Source organism: Pseudomonas sp. GW821-FHT09E12 (assembly GCF_059416085.1).
On sequence record NZ_JBWKOM010000003.1, the window covers coordinates 266,763 to 283,786 of the forward strand.

A 17,024-nucleotide genomic window follows, 5' to 3' on the forward strand; every position below is an offset into this window, starting at 1 on the left:
GCCCGGGCGGGGCTGTCATGCCGCCCTGGCCTGGATCAGCAGCAGCCCCCAGCCGGTCAGCAGCGTGCCGTCCGCTCGGAGCAAGGGTTGTGTGGCCGTGCGCAGTTCGCTCTTCATCAATGCGCGATTGGCGGGTGTCAGGCGATCCAGGTCGTAGGTTTCTGCCAACGAATCCCAGAGCTCCTCGAAGGTGGGCGTCCACTCAAGGTCCAGTTCCTCGAAGTGCAGCGAGGTGAAGCTGTGGCCCAACAGCTCCCGCCATCCACGCTGTGACTGAGTACGGGGATCCACCAGGGGCAAGGGACGGAGCTGGTCGCGTCGGGCGGCGGTGCGAAAGGCCTGCAAGTAGTGCTGGCCCGGCTCGCCCAACAGAAAGGCCCGGCCGACGATGGCCGAGAGTTGCCCGCCCTTGGCCAGAACCCGATGGATTTCCCCCAGCACCTGTTCGATATCGCTCATTAGCATCAGGGCCAGGTGCGAGACCACGGCATCGATGCTGCCGGTGGCAATCGACAGGCACTGGGCCCGCTCATTGAGCAGCACGCTGCGGTTCGCGAGGCGGGTGCGGGCCGCCTGCAGTTCGGTTGCGCTCATGTCCACGCCGGTCAACCGGGCGTCGGGATACTTCCTGGCCAGCAGATCCAGCAGGAAACCGTCGCCGCAGCCCAGGTCCAGCACCCGTGCGCGAGGCTGAGTGGTGGCGAGCGTGGCTGCCAGCATCTCGTAGGATGAACCGCGCCCCGGCAGGCTCAGCCCGGAAAAAGCCGGCGGCGTGGTGCCGGGGCGACGTTGGTGAAAGTCCTGAAGAAAGCGTTCGGCGCTGTTCATGCTGTTCATCCTTGAAGCAAACGGAGAGTTGTCGCCGGGCATTGTGGCATGGGAGGCAGAGCGCCCCATCAGTGCACGATGGTATTGGGTGGCAAGTGCCCCAGGCGTTCGGTCAGGCGCAGGCGCTGGATCGGGTCTTCGCTGAGCAGCAGGGCGTGTTCCAGGTCGAAGCGTTCGGCGTTGGGGCAGTCCAGGTGCTGGTAGAGGCTGGCGCGGGCCAGGTAGTCGGAGGCGCTGCCATTGCCCAGTTCCAGGACCCGCTCGGCATCGATCAGCGCATTGAGGTGGTCGTCGTGGCTCAGGTGCAACTGGCGCAGGTTGCGCGACAGGCGCTGGAGCATTTGCTGCGGGCTGGCCGTGGCCAGGTGCTCGGCGGCCAGCTTGATGTTCGGCCCGTACTGGCGCTCCAGCAGCTCACGGCAGTCGTTGGGGTACAGGCGGCGCCCGCCGCAAGGGTCGAGCAGGTGATCGGCACCGGGCACGCGCAACAGAAAGTGCCCGGGGAAGTTGACCCCGACCATGGGGATCTCCAGGCGCCGCGCCAGCTCCAGGGCAATCAGCCCCAGCGCCAGCGGTTGCCCGCGCCGGGTGTGCAGCACCTTGTCCAGCAGCGCCGCCTGCGGGCGCAGCGGCAAGAACTCGTCCTGCTGGAACCCCAGGTCGTTCATGCGCCGCAGCAGCGGCTGGCCCAGTTCGCTGACCGGCAGCAGCGGCAAGCCTGCGCTGACCCGCTGTTGCAGTTCCTTGAAGTCTTGCAGCAACTGCTCGGGCGACACCTCTTTGTCGTGCTCGGCGGCGATCCACAGCGCCGCCTCGAAAAGGGCGGGCGGGGACTGTTGCAGGCAGGCGAAAAAAGCTTGACGCGGGTTCATCGAAATCTCCAGCGAATGCCTCGTTTTAGCCCCGTCGCGGGCGTTCGTCCAGTGCCGCACACATGCCGTAGCAGGTTATTTCCTAAAGCCCGGTAAGGCACCGGGCTTATTCCCGCGCGCTCCAGCAATTTTCATGCACAAGCCTATACTGGCGACTACAAGAAGTGATTCGGGAGCCCGACGATGTTCGCTCTCATGCAAAGCACTCGCCTTGAATCGCTGCACCTGAGCGTTGACCCGGCCACCGGGTTGAAGGCGGTGATTGCCATTCATAGCAGCCGCCTGGGGCCTGCCTTGGGAGGCTGTCGTTACCTTGCCTACCCCGACGACGAAAGTGCCGTGGTCGATGCCGTGCGCCTGGCCCAAGGCATGAGCTACAAGGCCGCCCTGGCCGGCTTGCCCCACGGCGGCGGCAAGGCGGTCATCATCCGTCCGCCACACGTCGAAAGCCGCGCCGCATTGTTCGAAGCCTTCGGGCGCTGCGTCGAGCAACTCGATGGCCGCTACATCACCGCCATCGACAGCGGCACCTCGGTCGCCGACATGGACTGCATCGCGCAAACCACCCAGCACGTCACCAGCACCACCGCCTCCGGCGATCCGGCACCGCATGCCGCCATGGGGGTGTTCGCCGGCATCCGCGCCACCGCCATGGCGCGCCTGGGCAGCGACAACCTCGAAGGCTTGCGGGTGGCGATCCAGGGCCTGGGCAATGTCGGCTTCGCCCTCGCCGAGCAGTTGCATGCCGCGGGCGCCGAACTGCTGGTCAGCGATATCGATTCCGGCAAGGTGCAACTGGCCATGGAGCAACTGGGCGCCCATCCCATCGCCAACGAAGCCTTGCTCAGCACCCCGTGCGACATCCTCGCGCCCTGCGGGCTGGGTGGCGTGCTCAACAGCCACAGCGTGGCGCAACTGCGCTGCTCGGCGGTCGCCGGCTCGGCCAACAACCAGCTGACCAACCTGCAGGTCGCCGACCAGCTGGAAAACCGCGGCATCCTCTACGCGCCGGATTACGTGATCAACGCCGGCGGGCTGATCTACGTTTCGCTCAAGCATCGCGGTGAAGACCTGGCGACCATCACCGCCCACCTGTCGAAGATCAGCCAGCGGCTCACCGAGGTCTTCGCCCATGCCCAGGCTGAAAAGCGCTCCCCGGCGCGGGTGGCCGACGACTTGGCGGAGCGCGTGCTGTACCGCTAGGCGCGAGGGCCTTACCCGGCCATTTCGCCCTGTAAGCTCCGCGCCACAAGCGCGAGGCGCAACAACTGCACGCTGACCCGGCGTGCCAGGAGCCATGTGATGCCGCACAAGGTTGCACTTCCCTATACCCGCTATTTGTCCCCGGACGGCCAGTTGCTCGGCGACCTGCCGGCCTGGGCCGACGACTTCAATCTGCTGACCCGGCTCTACCGGCAGATGGTCCTGACCCGCCTGTTCGACCAGAAAGCCGTGGCCCTGCAACGTACCGGACGCATCGGCACCTATGCGCCGACCCTCGGCCAGGAAGCCATTGGCGTGGCCATCGGCAGCCTGATGCGGCCCGAAGACGTGCTGGTGCCCTATTACCGCGACACCGCCGTGCAATTGATGCGCGGGGTGCGCATGGAAGAGATCCTGCTGTACTGGGGCGGCGATGAGCGCGGCAGTGATTTCGCCGACCCGGCGGTGGCCGAGGATTTCCCGATCTGTGTGCCGATCGCCACCCAGGCCCTGCATGCCTGCGGCGTGGCCAGCGCATTCAAGATCCGTGGCGAGCACCGGGTGGTGGTGACCACCTGTGGCGATGGCGCCACCAGCAAGGGCGACTTCCTCGAGGCCCTCAATGTGGCGGGCACCTGGCAGTTGCCGGTGGTGTTCGTGGTCAACAACAACCAGTGGGCGATCTCGGTGCCACGGCGCATCCAGTGCGGCGCGCCAACCCTGGCACAGAAGGCCATCGGCGCCGGCTTCCACGGCGAGCAGGTCGATGGCAACGACATGCTCGCGGTGTACGACCGGGTGCAGGCCGCCCTGGAACGTGCCCGGCATGGCAAGGGACCGGTGCTGCTGGAGTGCCTGAGCTATCGCCTGGGCGACCACACCACCGCCGACGATGCCACGCGCTATCGGGCCGCGGATGAGGTCAAGCAGGCCTGGCTGGAAGAACCGGTCAAACGCCTGCAACGCTTCATGGTCGGGCAGGGCGTCTGGGACGGAAACCGCGAGCAGGCGCTGATGGTGGAATGCCAGGCGCTGGTGCAGCGTGCTGTGGATAACTTCGAGGCGGCGGGCACCCAGGCCCCCGAGTCGGTACTGGACTACGTCTATGCACAGTGGCCGGCGGCCCTGGCCGAACAGCGCGAGGTGTTCCTCGAACGGCTGGCGCGGCGTGCGGGAGGTGCGGACCATGAGTAACGGCACATTCAGCCTGCTGGAAGCGGTGAACCTGGCGTTGCACCGGGCCATGGCCGAGGACGAGAACGTGATTGTCCTGGGTGAGGACGTCGGCGTGAACGGCGGGGTGTTCCGCGCCACCCTGGGGCTGCGCGACAGTTTCGGCTTCAAGCGGGTGATCGATTCGCCACTGGCGGAAACCATGCTCGGCGGTCTGGTGATCGGCATGGCCGCCCAAGGCCTGAAGCCGGTGGTGGAAATCCAGTTCATGGGCTTTATCTACGCGACCATGGAGCACCTGGTGTCCCATGCCAGCCGCATGCGCAACCGCACCCGCGGACGCATCACCTGCCCGATGGTGTTGCGCACGCCCATGGGCGCGGGCATTCGCGCACCGGAACATCACAGTGAAAGCACTGAAGCGTTGTTCGCCCATATCCCGGGGCTGCGGGTGCTGGTGCCGTCCTCGCCGGCGCGGGCCTACGGCCTGCTGCTGGCAGCCATCGACGATCCCGACCCGGTGCTGTTCCTCGAGCCGACCCGGCTCTACCGCATGAACCCGCAACCGCTGGTGGACGACGGCAAGCGCCTGCCGCTGGACAGTTGTTTCACCCTGCGCGAAGGCAGCGACATCACCCTGGTCAGCTGGGGCGCGAGCATCGTCGAGACCTTGCAGGCCGCCAACGCGCTGGCCGAGCAGGGCGTGTCGGCGGAGGTGATCGACGTCGCCAGCATCAAGCCGCTGGACCTCGACACCCTGGAAGCCTCGGTGCGCAAGACCGGGCGCTGCGTGATCGTGCACGAGGCGCCGCGCACCTGCGGCGTCGGCGCGGAAATCGCCGCCAGCCTCTACGAGCGGGTATTGCTGGAATTGCAGGCGCCGATCCTGCGGGTCACCGCGCCGGACATTCCACCGCCGCTGTATCGCCTGGAGTCGCTGTACATCCCCGACGTCGAAGACATTCTTCACGCCTGCGACAGCACCCTGAACTTCGCCTGAGGAGGCTGCGATGAAATATTTCAAACTGCCCGATCTGGGCGAAGGCCTGCAGGAAGCGGAGATTGTCGAATGGCACGTCAGGGCCGGCGATGCGGTCAAGGCCGATCAGTTGCTGGTGTCGGTGGAAACCGCCAAGGCCCTGGTGGACATTCCCGCGCCCTATGACGGGGTGGTGGCGAAAACCTACGGCGCGCCGGGCGACATCCTGCATGTCGGCGAACCCTTGCTCGGCTACGAAGGCGAGGCGGATGCCGGCACCGTGGTCGGGCGCCTCGAAGGTGGCGGGGCCAGTCAGGAAGACCGGTTTTTTGTCGGCGCCGCGCCCTCGACCCGCGAGCATATGGCAGTCCGCGCCACGCCGGCGGTGCGCCAACTGGCCCGGCAACTGGGCGTGGACGTGAATGCCTTGAGCGGTTCGGCCAAGGATGGGCTGATCAGCCGCAGCGATGTGGAAAACGCCGCGCAGCAGGAACGGGAGCGGTTCGGCGGCGACCGGCTGCGCGGGGTACGCCGGAGCATGGCGCTGAACATGGCCCGCTCCCATGCCGAGGTGGTGCCGGTGACGATTTACGGCGATGCCGACCTGCACCGCTGGGGCCAGGCCCGCGATCCGCTGATCCGCCTGGCCAAGGCGCTGGCGGCGGCCTGCGTGCTGGAACCGGTGCTCAACAGCGCGTTCGACGGCAAGACCCTGTCGATCAAGCAGCACCAGCACCTCGACCTGGGCATCGCCGTGGACACCCCCGATGGCTTGTTCGTGCCGGTGCTGCGCAATATTGGCCAGCGCGACGCGGCGGACCTCAAGGCCGGGGTGACGCGCCTGCGCGCCGACGTGCAGGCACGCTCGATCCCACCCCAGGAGATGATGGGCGCGACCCTGACCCTGTCCAACTTCGGCACCCTGTTCGGCCGTTACGCCAATCCGGTGGTGGTGCCGCCGCAAGTGGCGATCCTCGCCGCCGGGGTGATCCGCGACGAACCGGTGGCCCTGAACGGCGCGGTGGTGGTGCATCCGCTGCTGCCGCTGTCCCTGACCTTCGATCATCGGGTGGTCACCGGCGGCGAGGCAGCGCGGTTTTTCAAGGCGTTGGTCGAGGCGCTGGAACAACCTGAGCTTTAGTCTTCCACAGGCATGAAAAAGGCCCTGAGCCAGAGACTCAGGGCCTGTTCAATTCGAGCCTGCTTACTTGGCGGCTTTGCTCGCCTTGGCGGGCTTGGCCGGTGCTGCGGGTTCCGCGGCTTCGGGCGCTGCCAGCGGAGCCTCTGGCTCGGCCGCCGCAACCGGCGCGCTGAGCAGTTCGGACAGGGCGTCCGGCTGGCTCTTGAAGGCCTTGGCGAACACATCGCGGTTCTTCGCCATGTAGATCCCGGCTTCTTCCACTTGTTGCTCGCTCAGGGACGGCACCGCTTTTTGCAACACTTGCGCCAGCAACTCAGCCAGTTCGAGCATTTTGTCATGACGGTCAGCTTCGGCTTTATCCATGAACAAGCGCTCCAGATCTCGGCTGCTGCGGTATACCACTTCGACGGCCATTCACCACCTCACATGCCTTCACGATAATGGGTATTTGCTACTACTGTATTTATATACAGGCTAGAAGAATAAGCGAATCCTTATGCTTTGAATAGTGGCTTTTTAATCTAGACGGGTTTCCGGGTTTGTCAGCTTTCCCCTGTAGGAGTGAGCTTGCTCGCGATCCGCGCAGCGGCCATTCAGTACCTTGTCTGAACAGACGCTATCGCCAGCATGCTCGCTCCTACAGATTGCCGCCGGCCTGAACGTGCCTTGTCTGCATCAGCCACCATCTCACCCCAGACGCTGGCCTTTTTTCTGCATGCAGAGCAACCGTCACGTCCAACCCGCATCATCCGGTCGAGTCGACCTAAGGAAAAACCATCGTGAAAATCAATTGGGCCGAGAAACTGCGGCAGAACGTCCATCAGCTGGCCGAGTCCCTGGGCAACCTGTTTGTCGAGACCTTTCACTACCTGGCGCTGTTCGCCATCGGCGCGGTGACGGCCTGGGCGGCGGTGATGGAATTTCTTGGGATGCTCGAAGAAGGTCATATCAAGATCGATGACATTCTCCTGCTGTTCATCTACCTCGAACTGGGCGCCATGGTCGGCATCTACTTCAAGACCAACCACATGCCAGTGCGCTTCCTGATCTACGTGGCGATTACCGCGCTGACCCGCCTGCTGATCTCCAACGTGTCGCACCACAACCCGCCGGACCTGGGGATCATCTACTTGTGCGGCGGCATCCTGCTGCTGGCGTTCTCGATCCTGGTGGTGCGCTACGCCTCGTCGCAGTTCCCCTCGGTGAAAATCGAACACCCGCAACGCAAAGTTGGCGCGGGTTCCAGCGAGCACCCGGAAGTCGAGAAGGGCGAGCTTTAAATCGCCACGCTCAGGGGCGGCCGGCCCTTGGCGGCCGGCAGCGGCAGCTTGAAGCTGTCGCTGTTGGTCATGGCTTCGAGGATGGCCACGGCGCTGTGGCCCTGCTCGATGGCGATGCCGAACTGAATGCTTTGCACCAGGCGCTTGAGCCGCTGCGGATCGTTGCGCTGCTCGGCGCTGATCATGCGTTTGGCCACGGCCCGGCCGGCCTTGGACAGGGTCAGCATGATGCTGCCGTCCAGGCCCTGGATGCTCAGGTTGACCCGGTATTCCGGGGCGAAGGCATCGGTAATCAGCTGAAAGGGGTTGTCCATGTGCGTCACCGCCTGATTGTATCGTGCAGTCATTGACCGGCCGGGATCGGGATTAGTTCGCATGTCCAGACCACTGGCAGGCCGTTCGCCGAGGTTTGATAACGTCCGTATTCCTCGGGTCTTGCAAAGCAAAGGGCATGCCGGGAAAGCCGTCGACCAATAAACCCGGGGGCGAAAAAAAACGGACCAATAGGTCCGTTTTTCTTTGGCTACCCGTTTCAGGGCATGAACGAATAAATGATCGCTGACAGTGCGATCAGACCGATCAGCACCACGAACAGATTCGACAGCTGGCCCGAATACTGGCGCAGCGATGGCACCCGCCGGATCGCGTACATCGGCATCAGGAACAGCAGGCAGGCGATCACCGGTCCGCCCAGGGTTTCGATCATGCCGAGGATGCTCGGGTTGAAGGTGGCCACGGCCCAGCAGGTCAGGACCATGAACAGCGCGGTGCAACGCTCCAGCCAGCGCGACGACAGGGTCCGGCCGCGGCTGCGCAGGCTTTTCACGATCAGCCCCTGGAAACCTTCGCTGGCGCCGATGTAGTGGCCGAGGAAGGATTTGGTGATGGCCACCAGCGCGATCAGCGGCGCCGCATAGGCGATCACCGGCGTCTGGAAGTGGTTGGCCAGGTACGACAGGATCGAGATGTTCTGCGCCTTGGCCGCGGCCAGGTCGGCCGGCGACAGGGCCAGCACACAGCTGAAGCAGAAGAACATCACCGTCAGCACCATCATGCCGTGGGCCACGGCGAGGATGCCGCTGCTCTTGCCTTCGGCCTGGGCGCCGTAGTGGCGCTTCTGGTCGACGGCGAAGGCGGAGATGATCGGCGAATGGTTGAACGAGAACACCATCACCGGGATCGCCAGCCACAGGGTCTTGAGGAACAGCGGCGTGGACATGCCGTCATTGGCCGAGGCGAAGAAGGCGCCGTTCCAGTTCGGGATCAGGCTGAGGGCCAGCAGCAACAGCGCGGCGACAAAGGGATAGACCAGCACGCTCATGGCCCGCACGATCACGCCCTGGCCGCAGCGCACGATGGCCATCAGGACGAGGATCAGCACCAGCGACAGGATCGCCCGTGGCGGCGGCGTCATGTGCAGCTGGTGCTCCATGAAGCTGCCCAGGGTGTTGGTCAGCGCCACGCTGTACACCAGCAGGATCGGGAAGATGGCGAAGAAGTAGAGCAGGGTGATCAGCTTGCCGGCGCCGATGCCGAAGTGCTCTTCCACCACCTCGGTGATGTCGCCGGAACGCCCGGACAGCACGAAGCGGGTCAGCCCGCGGTGGGCGAAGAAGGTCATCGGGAAGGCCAGCAGCGCCAGCACGATCAACGGCCAGAAGCCGCCGCCCCCGGCGTTGATCGGCAGGAACAGGGTGCCGGCGCCGATGGCGGTGCCGTACAGGCCGAGCATCCAGGTGGTGTCGTGCTTGCTCCAGCCCTGGCTGGCGGTCGTGGTGTCGCGGGCAGTCTCTACGGCAGGGTTTTCGGCAGCGGGTGTTCGTACATCGGTCATCGGTATTGCCTCGTTATTATTTTTGCTCGGGCTCACGTAGTACAGGCGGTCAGGCCGTTTGAAAACGTAGCGAGCGAAGGCAAGACAAGGCAAAAACAGGCGAGGAAGGGGAGTGTAGGGGCCTACATGAGCATTCCGAGCCTGTTTTTAACGCAGTATTGCCGAGCGCAGTCGTTTTCATACGGCCTGGGGGAATGCTCCTCAGCACTCCACCCAGCTCACGGCCAGGCCGCCCCGTGAAGTTTCTTTGTATTTGTCATGCATGTCGGCGCCGGTATCGCGCATGGTGCGGATCACCCGGTCCAGGGAAATGAAGTGTTTACCGTCGCCGCGCAGGGCCATCTGGGTGGCGTTGATTGCCTTCACCGCGGCGATCGCGTTGCGCTCGATGCAGGGCACCTGCACCAGGCCGCCGACCGGGTCGCAGGTCAGGCCGAGGTTATGTTCCAGGCCGATCTCGGCGGCGTTTTCCAGCTGCTCCGGGGTGGCCCCAAGCACCTCGGCCAGGCCGGCGGCGGCCATCGCGCAGGCGGAACCCACCTCGCCCTGGCAGCCGACTTCGGCGCCGGAGATCGAGGCGTTTTTCTTGCAGAGGATGCCCACCGCGGCGGCGCCGAGGAAGAAGTCGACCACGTCGTCGTCCGACGCTTCGGGGTTGAATTTCATGTAGTAATGCAGCACCGCCGGGATGATCCCCGCCGCGCCGTTGGTCGGTGCGGTGACCATGCGCCCGCCGGCGGCGTTTTCCTCGTTCACCGCCAGGGCGAACAGGTTGACCCACTCCATGGCCGACAGGGTCGAGCTGATGACGTTGGGCTTGCCGATTTCCAGCAGGTTGCGATGCAGCTTGGCCGCGCGGCGCGGCACATCCAGGCCGCCGGGCAGGGTGCCTTCGTGGCGCAGGCCCTGCTCGACGCATTCGCGCATCACCGCCCAGATGTGCAGCAGGCCGCTGCGGATTTCGGCGTCGCTGCGCCAGGCCCGTTCGTTGGCCATCATCAGTTCCGAGACTCGCAACTGGTGCCGTTGGCACAGGGCCAGGAGTTCCACCGCGCTGTTGAAGTCGTAGGGCAGTTCGACGCCGTTGGCCGCCGGGGCGCCTTCGGCCACTTCGGCTTCCTCGACGATAAAACCTCCGCCCACCGAGTAGTAGGTCTGCCGCCACAGCAGGCCGTCCGCAGCAAAGGCTGACAGCGACATGGCATTGGGGTGGTAGGGCAGGCTCTCGTCGAGCAGCAGCAGGTCGCGCTGCCAGTCGAAGGCGATGCGCGAGCGGCCGCCGAGGCTCAACTCGCTGCTTTCGCGCAGTTGCTGGATGCGCGGGCCGATGCTACTTGGGTCGATGCTGTCGGGCCATTCGCCCATCAGGCCCATGACGCAGGCACGGTCGGTGGCATGGCCGACGCCGGTGGCGGACAAGGAGCCGTACAGACGGATTTCCACCCGCTGCACCTGCTCCTGCAACCCTTGCTCGAACAGCCCCTGGGCGAAGGTCGCGGCGGCGCGCATCGGGCCGACGGTGTGGGAGCTGGATGGACCGATACCGACTTTGAAGAGATCGAAAACACTGATAGCCATGCTAAAGCCTTACAAGCAATGGAAGAGAAATCGCTGCCATTTTTTGTAGGCCGAGCGTCAGGTCGGCGATACTGCCTAGCTCGGTCAAGACTGACCAACGAATTTTCCTAAGACAGCCTTTAGCAGGACTAAACGATGAGTCGTCAGTTTCATGCCCAGACCTACGTCTGGCTGCATGTGTTTTCCTGTGCCGCGCGGCACTTGTCGTTCACCCGTTGCGCGGAAGAACTGCACATCACCCCGGGAGCGGTCAGCCAGCAGATCCGCCTGCTGGAAGAGCGGCTCGGCTTTCGCCTGTTTCACCGCCGTGCCCGTGGGGTGGAACTGAGCGCCGAGGGGCAGCGGCTGGCGATCACGGTGAACGAGGCCTATGGCAGCATCGACGCTGAATTGCGCCGGCTGGATGCCGGAATGATCAGCGGCACCTTGCGCCTGCGCTCGATCCCGTCATTTCTCGGCAAATGGCTGACCCCGCGTTTGCCCCGGCTGCAGCAGCGTTTTCCGGACATTCAGCTGCGGCTGGTGGCCGAGGACAGCAGCGTGGCCTTGCACGAAGGCGATTTCGACCTGGCCATCGACCTCAACGACGGAAGCTATCCGGGGCTGTTATCCACAGCCTTGCTGGATGAACAGATCTTTCCGGTCTGTGCCCCGGGGCTGTTGCGCGGGCGGCCGCCGTTGCACGGCCCGGCGGACCTGGTGCATTTCCCGTTGCTGCACGACATCACCGCCTGGCGCGGCAGCTATGAGTACGCGGAGTGGGAGTTCTATCTCAATGCCATCGGCTGCGAGGGCGCGGATGTGCGGCGTGGGCACACCTTCAATCGCAATCACCTGACCATCGAGGCGGCGATCGCCGGGATGGGGGTGGCGATTGCCCGGCGTACCCTGCTCAACGATGAGCTGGAGCGCGGCACCCTGATCGTGCCGTTCGGCCTCGCGGTGCCCAATCACAAACGTTATGTGCTGCTGTATGCGCCGGGTGCGCTGAGCCATCCGGGCGTGCGCGCGGTGCACGACTGGCTGGTGGAGGAGGCGGGGATTTTTCGTAGCCAGCACCCTCTGGGAGAGGGACAGCTGTGAGTGAAAAAGGCCAGGGACAGGGGCGACCCAACTCCCGACATTAACAGCGCTTTTGCTCCTTGTCCGGCTTTATTTGCGAATAGATATTTATCTTTTTTTAGGGGTTGAATTGTTCCGCGCTCTGCCCAACTCTGTAACCAAGAGGCCGCAAAAAGTACGCCCTCAGGGGCACGCGGTTCCTCTCGCGAGCTAGCTGAAATAAGGGAAGAACTATGCAAATCCAGGTCAATAGCGATAACCATATTCAAAGCAGCATCCGACTGGAGGAGTGGGTACGTACTACCATTGAGAGCACGCTCGAACGCTACGAGGAGGACCTGACCCGAGTCGAGGTTCACCTGCGGGACGAGAACGGCGAAAAGCCCGGTCCCCACGATTTGCGCTGCCAACTGGAGGCGCGGCCAAAAGGCCATCAACCGATTTCCGTGACCCACAAAGCCGAATCCCTGGAACTGGCCATCGAAGGAGCGGCCACCAAGCTGGAGAATTCCCTGGAACACCTGTTCGGCCGGTTGCGCAACAAGCGCGCCGCGGCAGCGCCAAGCGCCCGCGAAGGCCAGGCCGACGCCTTGCTTGAAGAGGAATTCCTGGAAAACGAACAGGCCGCGCTCAATAGCTGACGGCTGAGTTACTGTTCAAAAACATGCGCCTGCTGCGCAGCTGATGTTTGTAGGTGCTGGACATCCAATGCAGGCCCTCATTATTGGGGGAGACACATAAAGGCCATCGCTGTGATGGCCTTTTTTTGTAGCTCAACCCAGGCTCATCCTGCTGTGTTCGCGAAAGGTCGTTGGCTGATCGGGCAAATGCGGATACCTGCGTGGCAAGGGGCTCGACAGTAGGCATTTGGAGTCGATTTCAGATCGCCTCTTGAATATGCCGCACTTCAATAATCAATATTTCCTCGGCTTTCTGGCTCAGGATGTTGCCGATTCGTAGCTTGTTCTGGCTGTCCAGATTTGCATCCCACTCATCGAGCAGGATTATCCGGGCCTTTTGATTCAGTACATGAAGGAGCTTTTGAACCTGACTTTCTCCAGTGGAAAGTGGAGCGTCGGTTTCATGAAAGCTTACGTGGTTTGGCAGCAAAATGGACTCGGCAAACTCTGACTTGATCAGTTTTAAAAAAGACGACTTTCCAGAACCATTCTTGCCTGACACGAGAAATCTTCCTTTAAGACTGGCGATTGTGCGAATGTCATCGAGCAATTGATCAATGGGGATGGTCTTTCCATTCACGGTATTGCAAATCGATATATCTTCGCGAACGACTTGTTTGTTGAGGTTCAGTGGCTCCAATGTATCGGTGAAATTCAACAGATTGCTGATTCTTTTGCAAAAGTATACGTACTTGCTGTTATACAAACTCATTGAGTGAACATTTCCGAATACCTGCAGGGACCGCGGTAAAACCGCAACGATCATCCCCCAAGGGACAGACTGGCTCAGAGGCAGTCCTTGCAGGTATATCAGAATTATTGCGACGGCTATACATATCGGCAAGCACGCGGCCAATTGCTCAAGCCTGGTGTAGTACAGGGAGGATTTAAGGAAGTCCGCGATCAATGATCTGGAAGAAGCCTCCGAGTAGCCAATCATGGATGAGTTTGCATTCAGGTAGTAATCCCAAAGCGAACTTGCACGCTTGACTACGTTGAGCCTCTTCTGTTGTATTTCTGTGGCGGAGACACTTATTCTGCTTTTCATGGCCTTTACCAAGAAGTATGAAATCAGAATGGAGCTTGCCATTAGTATGGCGATGTGGGTCCCGAGCACCCAATAAAATACATAGAGGGTGACTATGATATTGCTATACACGGAAGTCATGCCGAAATAGAGATTGACTGTGCCATCCAGCGTTGTCGGTACTTCACTGCCCAGCCAGCTCTGGACATTCTTGCGGTTTGCTTCAGACGAAAGAGGTTGATTGTGGCGAAGATGCTTGTAAACGGAGAAGATGTATTTCTCCCATAAATCAATCTTGAGCTTTGCAGAAATGAACTCTACTGCGGAACTGATCAGGTATCCCAGCAAGGCAAATGAGAAGAAAAGGATTATCCGAGTCTTTAGCAGTTGGTAGTCTTGCAGCGAAAGAGCCGCGCCAGCCATGGCAATATAATAGGTTGATATGCCCAGGGAAACTTGCTGAGAGATGATCAGCACAATGCCTGAAATGAAATACCTATTGGAGGTAAACATGCGGTGCCTCTTTAAAAACCACTGTCAGTTGCTGTGTGCAACCAACATCAGGTTTTTATAGGCTTGTTTTGTTATATGGTTATTTCTGAATGACAGGGCGCAAGTCGGAATAAACATGTCGAGCTGTTTTGTCAGCCTCGATGCCATCGCCAGCAAGTGCGTGCCTGCAGAGCGGAATGATTTGCTGTTCTGTAGGAGCCAGGCTTGCCGGCGATGAAGGCGGCGCGGTGTGTCAGGCCGGACGCTATCGCGAGCAAGCTTCGCTCCTACTGGCAGGCGGTGGCCGTGGATCAGAACGCCACGGAGGTCTGTACGTACAGGGTCCGCGGTTCGCCCACGTACTTGCCTTTGTTGTTGTCGTCGAACGAACGGGTGAAGTACTGGTGGTTGAAGATGTTCTTCACCCCGACCGCCACGCTCAGGTCCGACAGTTGCGGGCCGAAGTCGTAGGCGGCGCGGCTGCTGAACAGCATGTAGCCGGGAATCCGCCCGGTGCTGCCGTCGGCGCTTTCGGCGGAGGTGTTGGCGTTGTCGGCGAACTGGCTGCTCTGGTAGCTGCTGTCGAAGTTCAGCTTCCACGGGCCCTCGGTGTAGCCGATGCCGAGGGTGCCTTTGTGCTTGGACGAGAACGGCACGCGGTTGCCCTTGTTCGGCCCGTCCTCACGGATGGTGGCGTCGACGTAGGCGTAGGTGGCGTACAGATCGAAACCGGCCAGTGCCGGGCTCAGGCCGTCCAGCGCGTAATTGACGCTGGTCTCGATGCCCTGGTGACGGGTTTCGCCACGGGCGATCACCGAGTCGTTAGTCTGGTTGCTGTCGTACTGGTTGTCGAAGTTGATCAGGAACGCGCCGATCTCCGCCCGCAGGGCGCCGTCGTCATAGCGGGTGCCCAGTTCCCAGGTGCGGGCCTTCTCCGGTTTCACTTCGCCGCTGCTCACACGGTTGGGCATCTGGCTGTACTGCACGCTGCCGAACGAACCCTCGGTGTTGGCGTAGAGGTTCCAGCTGTCGGTCAGGTGGTACATCACATTCAGCGCCGGCAGCGCGGTGTTGTAGTCGCCCTTGTATTTGACGTTGGTCAGGTTGTTGGTCTGCTGGGACTCGATCATCTCGTAGCGGATGCCCGGGGTGAGGGTCCACTTGCCGATGTCGATGCGGTCGTCGACGAAGAACGCATTGGCCTCGGTGCCGCCGCGGGTATCGCGGTCGTTGCGGCTGCTGGTGCTCGGCAGTTGCTGGTTGGCGCTGATCGGCGTGCGGTAGCGCAACTCGTGGCCGGCCTCGTTGATGTAGCGGTAGCCGATGCCCAGCTCGTGGCTGGTCGGCCCCAGGTCGAAGCCCTGGGCGAAGCGGGTTTCGACGCCGCGCACCCAGTATTCGCGCGGCGATAGCGAGAGGAAGCTGCCCTGGTCCAGGTAGCCGCTGCGCAGGGTCTTGGTGAAGAAGCTGTTGACGGTGAATTCGCGGCGATCTTCCTGGTAGCGATAACCGAAGTTGATCAGCGTGCGACGGCCCCAGAACTTGTCGTACGGACGGGTCGACTGATACGGGTCGGCCTTGTAGTCGGCGACGTTGAGGCCGCCGGGCATGTCGGCCTCGCCCTCGTAGTACTGGGCCATGGCGTTGAAGCTGTTGGTGTCGTCGAGCTGGTAATGGCCCTTGAGGATCAGGTCGTCGATTTGCGTGTCGCTGTGTTCGCGCCAGTCGCCGCCACGGCTGCCGGAGTACAGCAGGGCACCGCCCAGGCCGTTGTCGGCGGTGCCGCCGGTCAGCAGGTTGCCGGTGGTCTTGAAGCCGTCGTGGCTGGAGGACGGGCTGGTCTCGGTCTGGAAGCCGCCCTTGACCGTGGGCGCATCGGGAATGGCGCGGGTCACGAAGTTGACGATGCCGCCGACGTTCTGCGGCCCGTAACGCACCGCGCCACCGCCACGCACCACATCCACCGCGTCCATGTTGCCCATGCTGACCGGGGCGAAGGACAGCTGCGGCTGGCCATAGGGCGCGAAGGGCACCGGAATGCCGTCCATCAGTACCGTGGAGCGCGAGGCCAGGCGCGGATTGAGCCCGCGAATGCCGAAGTTCAGCGCCATGTCGTGGCTGCCGGTGCCGTTGTTTTCCGGGGCGTTGACCCCGGGGATGCGGTTGAGCACGTCGCGGGCCTGGGTCGCGCCCTGGCGTTCGAATTCTTCGCGGCGGATCACATCCCGCGCACCTGGATGCTCGAAGACGTTGGTCTGCGCCGCGTCGCCCAGCCAGTCGCCGACCACGCTGGAGGCGCCCAGCTCCAGGGCCGCCGGTGCGCCCTCGGTGCTCACCGGTTGCAGGCTGAAGGCATTGCCGCCTTCGGCGCGGGCTTGCAGACCGGTGCCCTTGAGCAGGGCATTCAGACCTTCTTCGGTGGTGTAGCTGCCTTCCAGGCCCTGGCTCTGCACGCCGCTGGTGACCTGGGAACCGAAGGAAATCAGCACCCCGGCTTCACGGCCGAACTGGTTCAGGGCGTTTTCCAGCGACGCTGCCGCGATGTGGTAATCGCGCGTCGGGCCGTCGGCGGCGATGGCCAGCGGCAGGGCGGCCAAGCTCAGGCTGGCGCCCAGCAGCAACTGGCGCAGGGTACGGGCAAGGGGCGTAAGGCGAGTGGGGTGCTGGGGCATGGACATCGATCCTGAGAAGGTTGCAGTCAAAGGGGGCTTTCCTTCTCTGTCACGCGAGTGCTGGAAAACGGCTCACACAAAATGAAAATAATTCGCACGTCGGAAAAAACATTGAATCGGTGCCGATTGGTAGCCGCTGCCGAAGGCTGCGATCGACCCCGAAGGGGACGTGCTCTTGAGGCCATCGCAGCCTGCGGCAGCGG

At 62.6% G+C, this 17,024-nt stretch carries 14 protein-coding genes and 1 pseudogene; 7 read left to right on the plus strand and 8 right to left on the minus strand.

Annotated elements, in window-relative coordinates:
• Positions 1 to 15: 15 nt before the first annotated feature.
• Positions 16 to 828, minus strand: coding sequence for a class I SAM-dependent methyltransferase (locus AC07PQ_RS09740; protein ID WP_007932377.1), 813 nt, complete (start codon positions 826 to 828; stop codon positions 16 to 18).
• 68 nt (positions 829 to 896) lie between these two features.
• Entirely contained in the window at positions 897 to 1,700 is an 804-nt protein-coding gene (locus AC07PQ_RS09745) for a SirB1 family protein (RefSeq protein WP_007932379.1), read from the minus strand.
• 183 nt (positions 1,701 to 1,883) lie between these two features.
• Here AC07PQ_RS09745 and AC07PQ_RS09750 point away from each other — a divergent pair, with 183 nt between their 5' ends.
• The 4 genes from AC07PQ_RS09750 to AC07PQ_RS09765 all read left to right on the plus strand — a co-directional run bounded on the left by AC07PQ_RS09750 (position 1,884) and on the right by AC07PQ_RS09765 (position 6,196).
• Positions 1,884 to 2,903 carry a Leu/Phe/Val dehydrogenase gene (locus AC07PQ_RS09750; protein ID WP_007932382.1) on the plus strand — a complete coding sequence of 340 codons (1,020 nt, stop codon included), beginning with the start codon at positions 1,884 to 1,886 and terminating at the stop codon, positions 2,901 to 2,903.
• Positions 2,904 to 3,002: 99 nt separating this feature from the next.
• Entirely contained in the window at positions 3,003 to 4,097 is a 1,095-nt protein-coding gene (pdhA, locus tag AC07PQ_RS09755; protein WP_007932384.1) for a pyruvate dehydrogenase (acetyl-transferring) E1 component subunit alpha, read from the plus strand.
• Positions 4,090 to 5,076 (plus strand): alpha-ketoacid dehydrogenase subunit beta, encoded by a 987-nt coding sequence (locus tag AC07PQ_RS09760; protein WP_493185411.1) that lies wholly within the window; start codon positions 4,090 to 4,092, stop codon positions 5,074 to 5,076. Before pdhA ends, AC07PQ_RS09760 begins: the two co-directional genes overlap by 8 nt.
• A gap of 10 nt (positions 5,077 to 5,086) precedes the next feature.
• Positions 5,087 to 6,196 (plus strand): dihydrolipoamide acetyltransferase family protein, encoded by a 1,110-nt coding sequence (locus AC07PQ_RS09765; protein ID WP_493185412.1) that lies wholly within the window; start codon positions 5,087 to 5,089, stop codon positions 6,194 to 6,196.
• A gap of 156 nt (positions 6,197 to 6,352) precedes the next feature.
• Here the strand turns inward: AC07PQ_RS09765 and AC07PQ_RS09770 are convergent.
• A pseudogene (locus AC07PQ_RS09770) lies at positions 6,353 to 6,610 on the minus strand (YebG family protein); the annotation flags it as partial.
• A gap of 365 nt (positions 6,611 to 6,975) precedes the next feature.
• Here AC07PQ_RS09770 and AC07PQ_RS09775 point away from each other — a divergent pair.
• Positions 6,976 to 7,476: a phosphate-starvation-inducible protein PsiE gene (locus tag AC07PQ_RS09775; RefSeq protein WP_009042237.1), complete on the plus strand. Its 501-nt coding sequence runs from the start codon at positions 6,976 to 6,978 to the stop codon at positions 7,474 to 7,476.
• On the opposite strand, the gene AC07PQ_RS09780 is transcribed toward AC07PQ_RS09775, so the two are convergent.
• The 3 genes from AC07PQ_RS09780 to AC07PQ_RS09790 all read right to left on the minus strand — a co-directional run bounded on the left by AC07PQ_RS09780 (position 7,473) and on the right by AC07PQ_RS09790 (position 10,888).
• Positions 7,473 to 7,790, minus strand: coding sequence for a DUF3509 domain-containing protein (locus AC07PQ_RS09780; RefSeq protein ID WP_150049084.1), 318 nt, complete (start codon positions 7,788 to 7,790; stop codon positions 7,473 to 7,475). The genes AC07PQ_RS09775 and AC07PQ_RS09780 overlap by 4 nt on opposite strands.
• 218 nt (positions 7,791 to 8,008) lie before the next feature.
• A complete protein-coding gene (locus AC07PQ_RS09785; protein WP_493185413.1) occupies positions 8,009 to 9,310 on the minus strand; it encodes a serine/threonine transporter in 1,302 nt (433 codons plus the stop codon).
• Positions 9,311 to 9,511: 201 nt separating this feature from the next.
• The gene (locus AC07PQ_RS09790; RefSeq protein WP_493185414.1) at positions 9,512 to 10,888 is read right to left on the minus strand and encodes an L-serine ammonia-lyase; all 1,377 of its coding nucleotides are present in this window, start codon (positions 10,886 to 10,888) and stop codon (positions 9,512 to 9,514) included.
• Positions 10,889 to 11,023: 135 nt separating this feature from the next.
• Between AC07PQ_RS09790 and AC07PQ_RS09795 the strand changes: the two genes are divergently transcribed.
• Together AC07PQ_RS09795 and AC07PQ_RS09800 are read left to right on the plus strand one after the other, a co-directional pair.
• A complete protein-coding gene (locus tag AC07PQ_RS09795; RefSeq protein WP_009042241.1) occupies positions 11,024 to 11,971 on the plus strand; it encodes a LysR substrate-binding domain-containing protein in 948 nt (315 codons plus the stop codon).
• Positions 11,972 to 12,183: 212 nt separating this feature from the next.
• Positions 12,184 to 12,591 (plus strand): HPF/RaiA family ribosome-associated protein, encoded by a 408-nt coding sequence (locus tag AC07PQ_RS09800; RefSeq protein WP_493185415.1) that lies wholly within the window; start codon positions 12,184 to 12,186, stop codon positions 12,589 to 12,591.
• Positions 12,592 to 12,829: 238 nt separating this feature from the next.
• On the opposite strand, the gene AC07PQ_RS09805 is transcribed toward AC07PQ_RS09800, so the two are convergent.
• Together AC07PQ_RS09805 and fecA are read right to left on the minus strand one after the other, a co-directional pair.
• Positions 12,830 to 14,170 carry an AAA family ATPase gene (locus tag AC07PQ_RS09805; protein WP_493185416.1) on the minus strand — a complete coding sequence of 447 codons (1,341 nt, stop codon included), beginning with the start codon at positions 14,168 to 14,170 and terminating at the stop codon, positions 12,830 to 12,832.
• 290 nt (positions 14,171 to 14,460) lie between these two features.
• Positions 14,461 to 16,821, minus strand: coding sequence for a TonB-dependent Fe(3+) dicitrate receptor FecA (fecA, locus tag AC07PQ_RS09810; protein ID WP_493185417.1), 2,361 nt, complete (start codon positions 16,819 to 16,821; stop codon positions 14,461 to 14,463).
• Positions 16,822 to 17,024 lie beyond the last annotated feature (203 nt).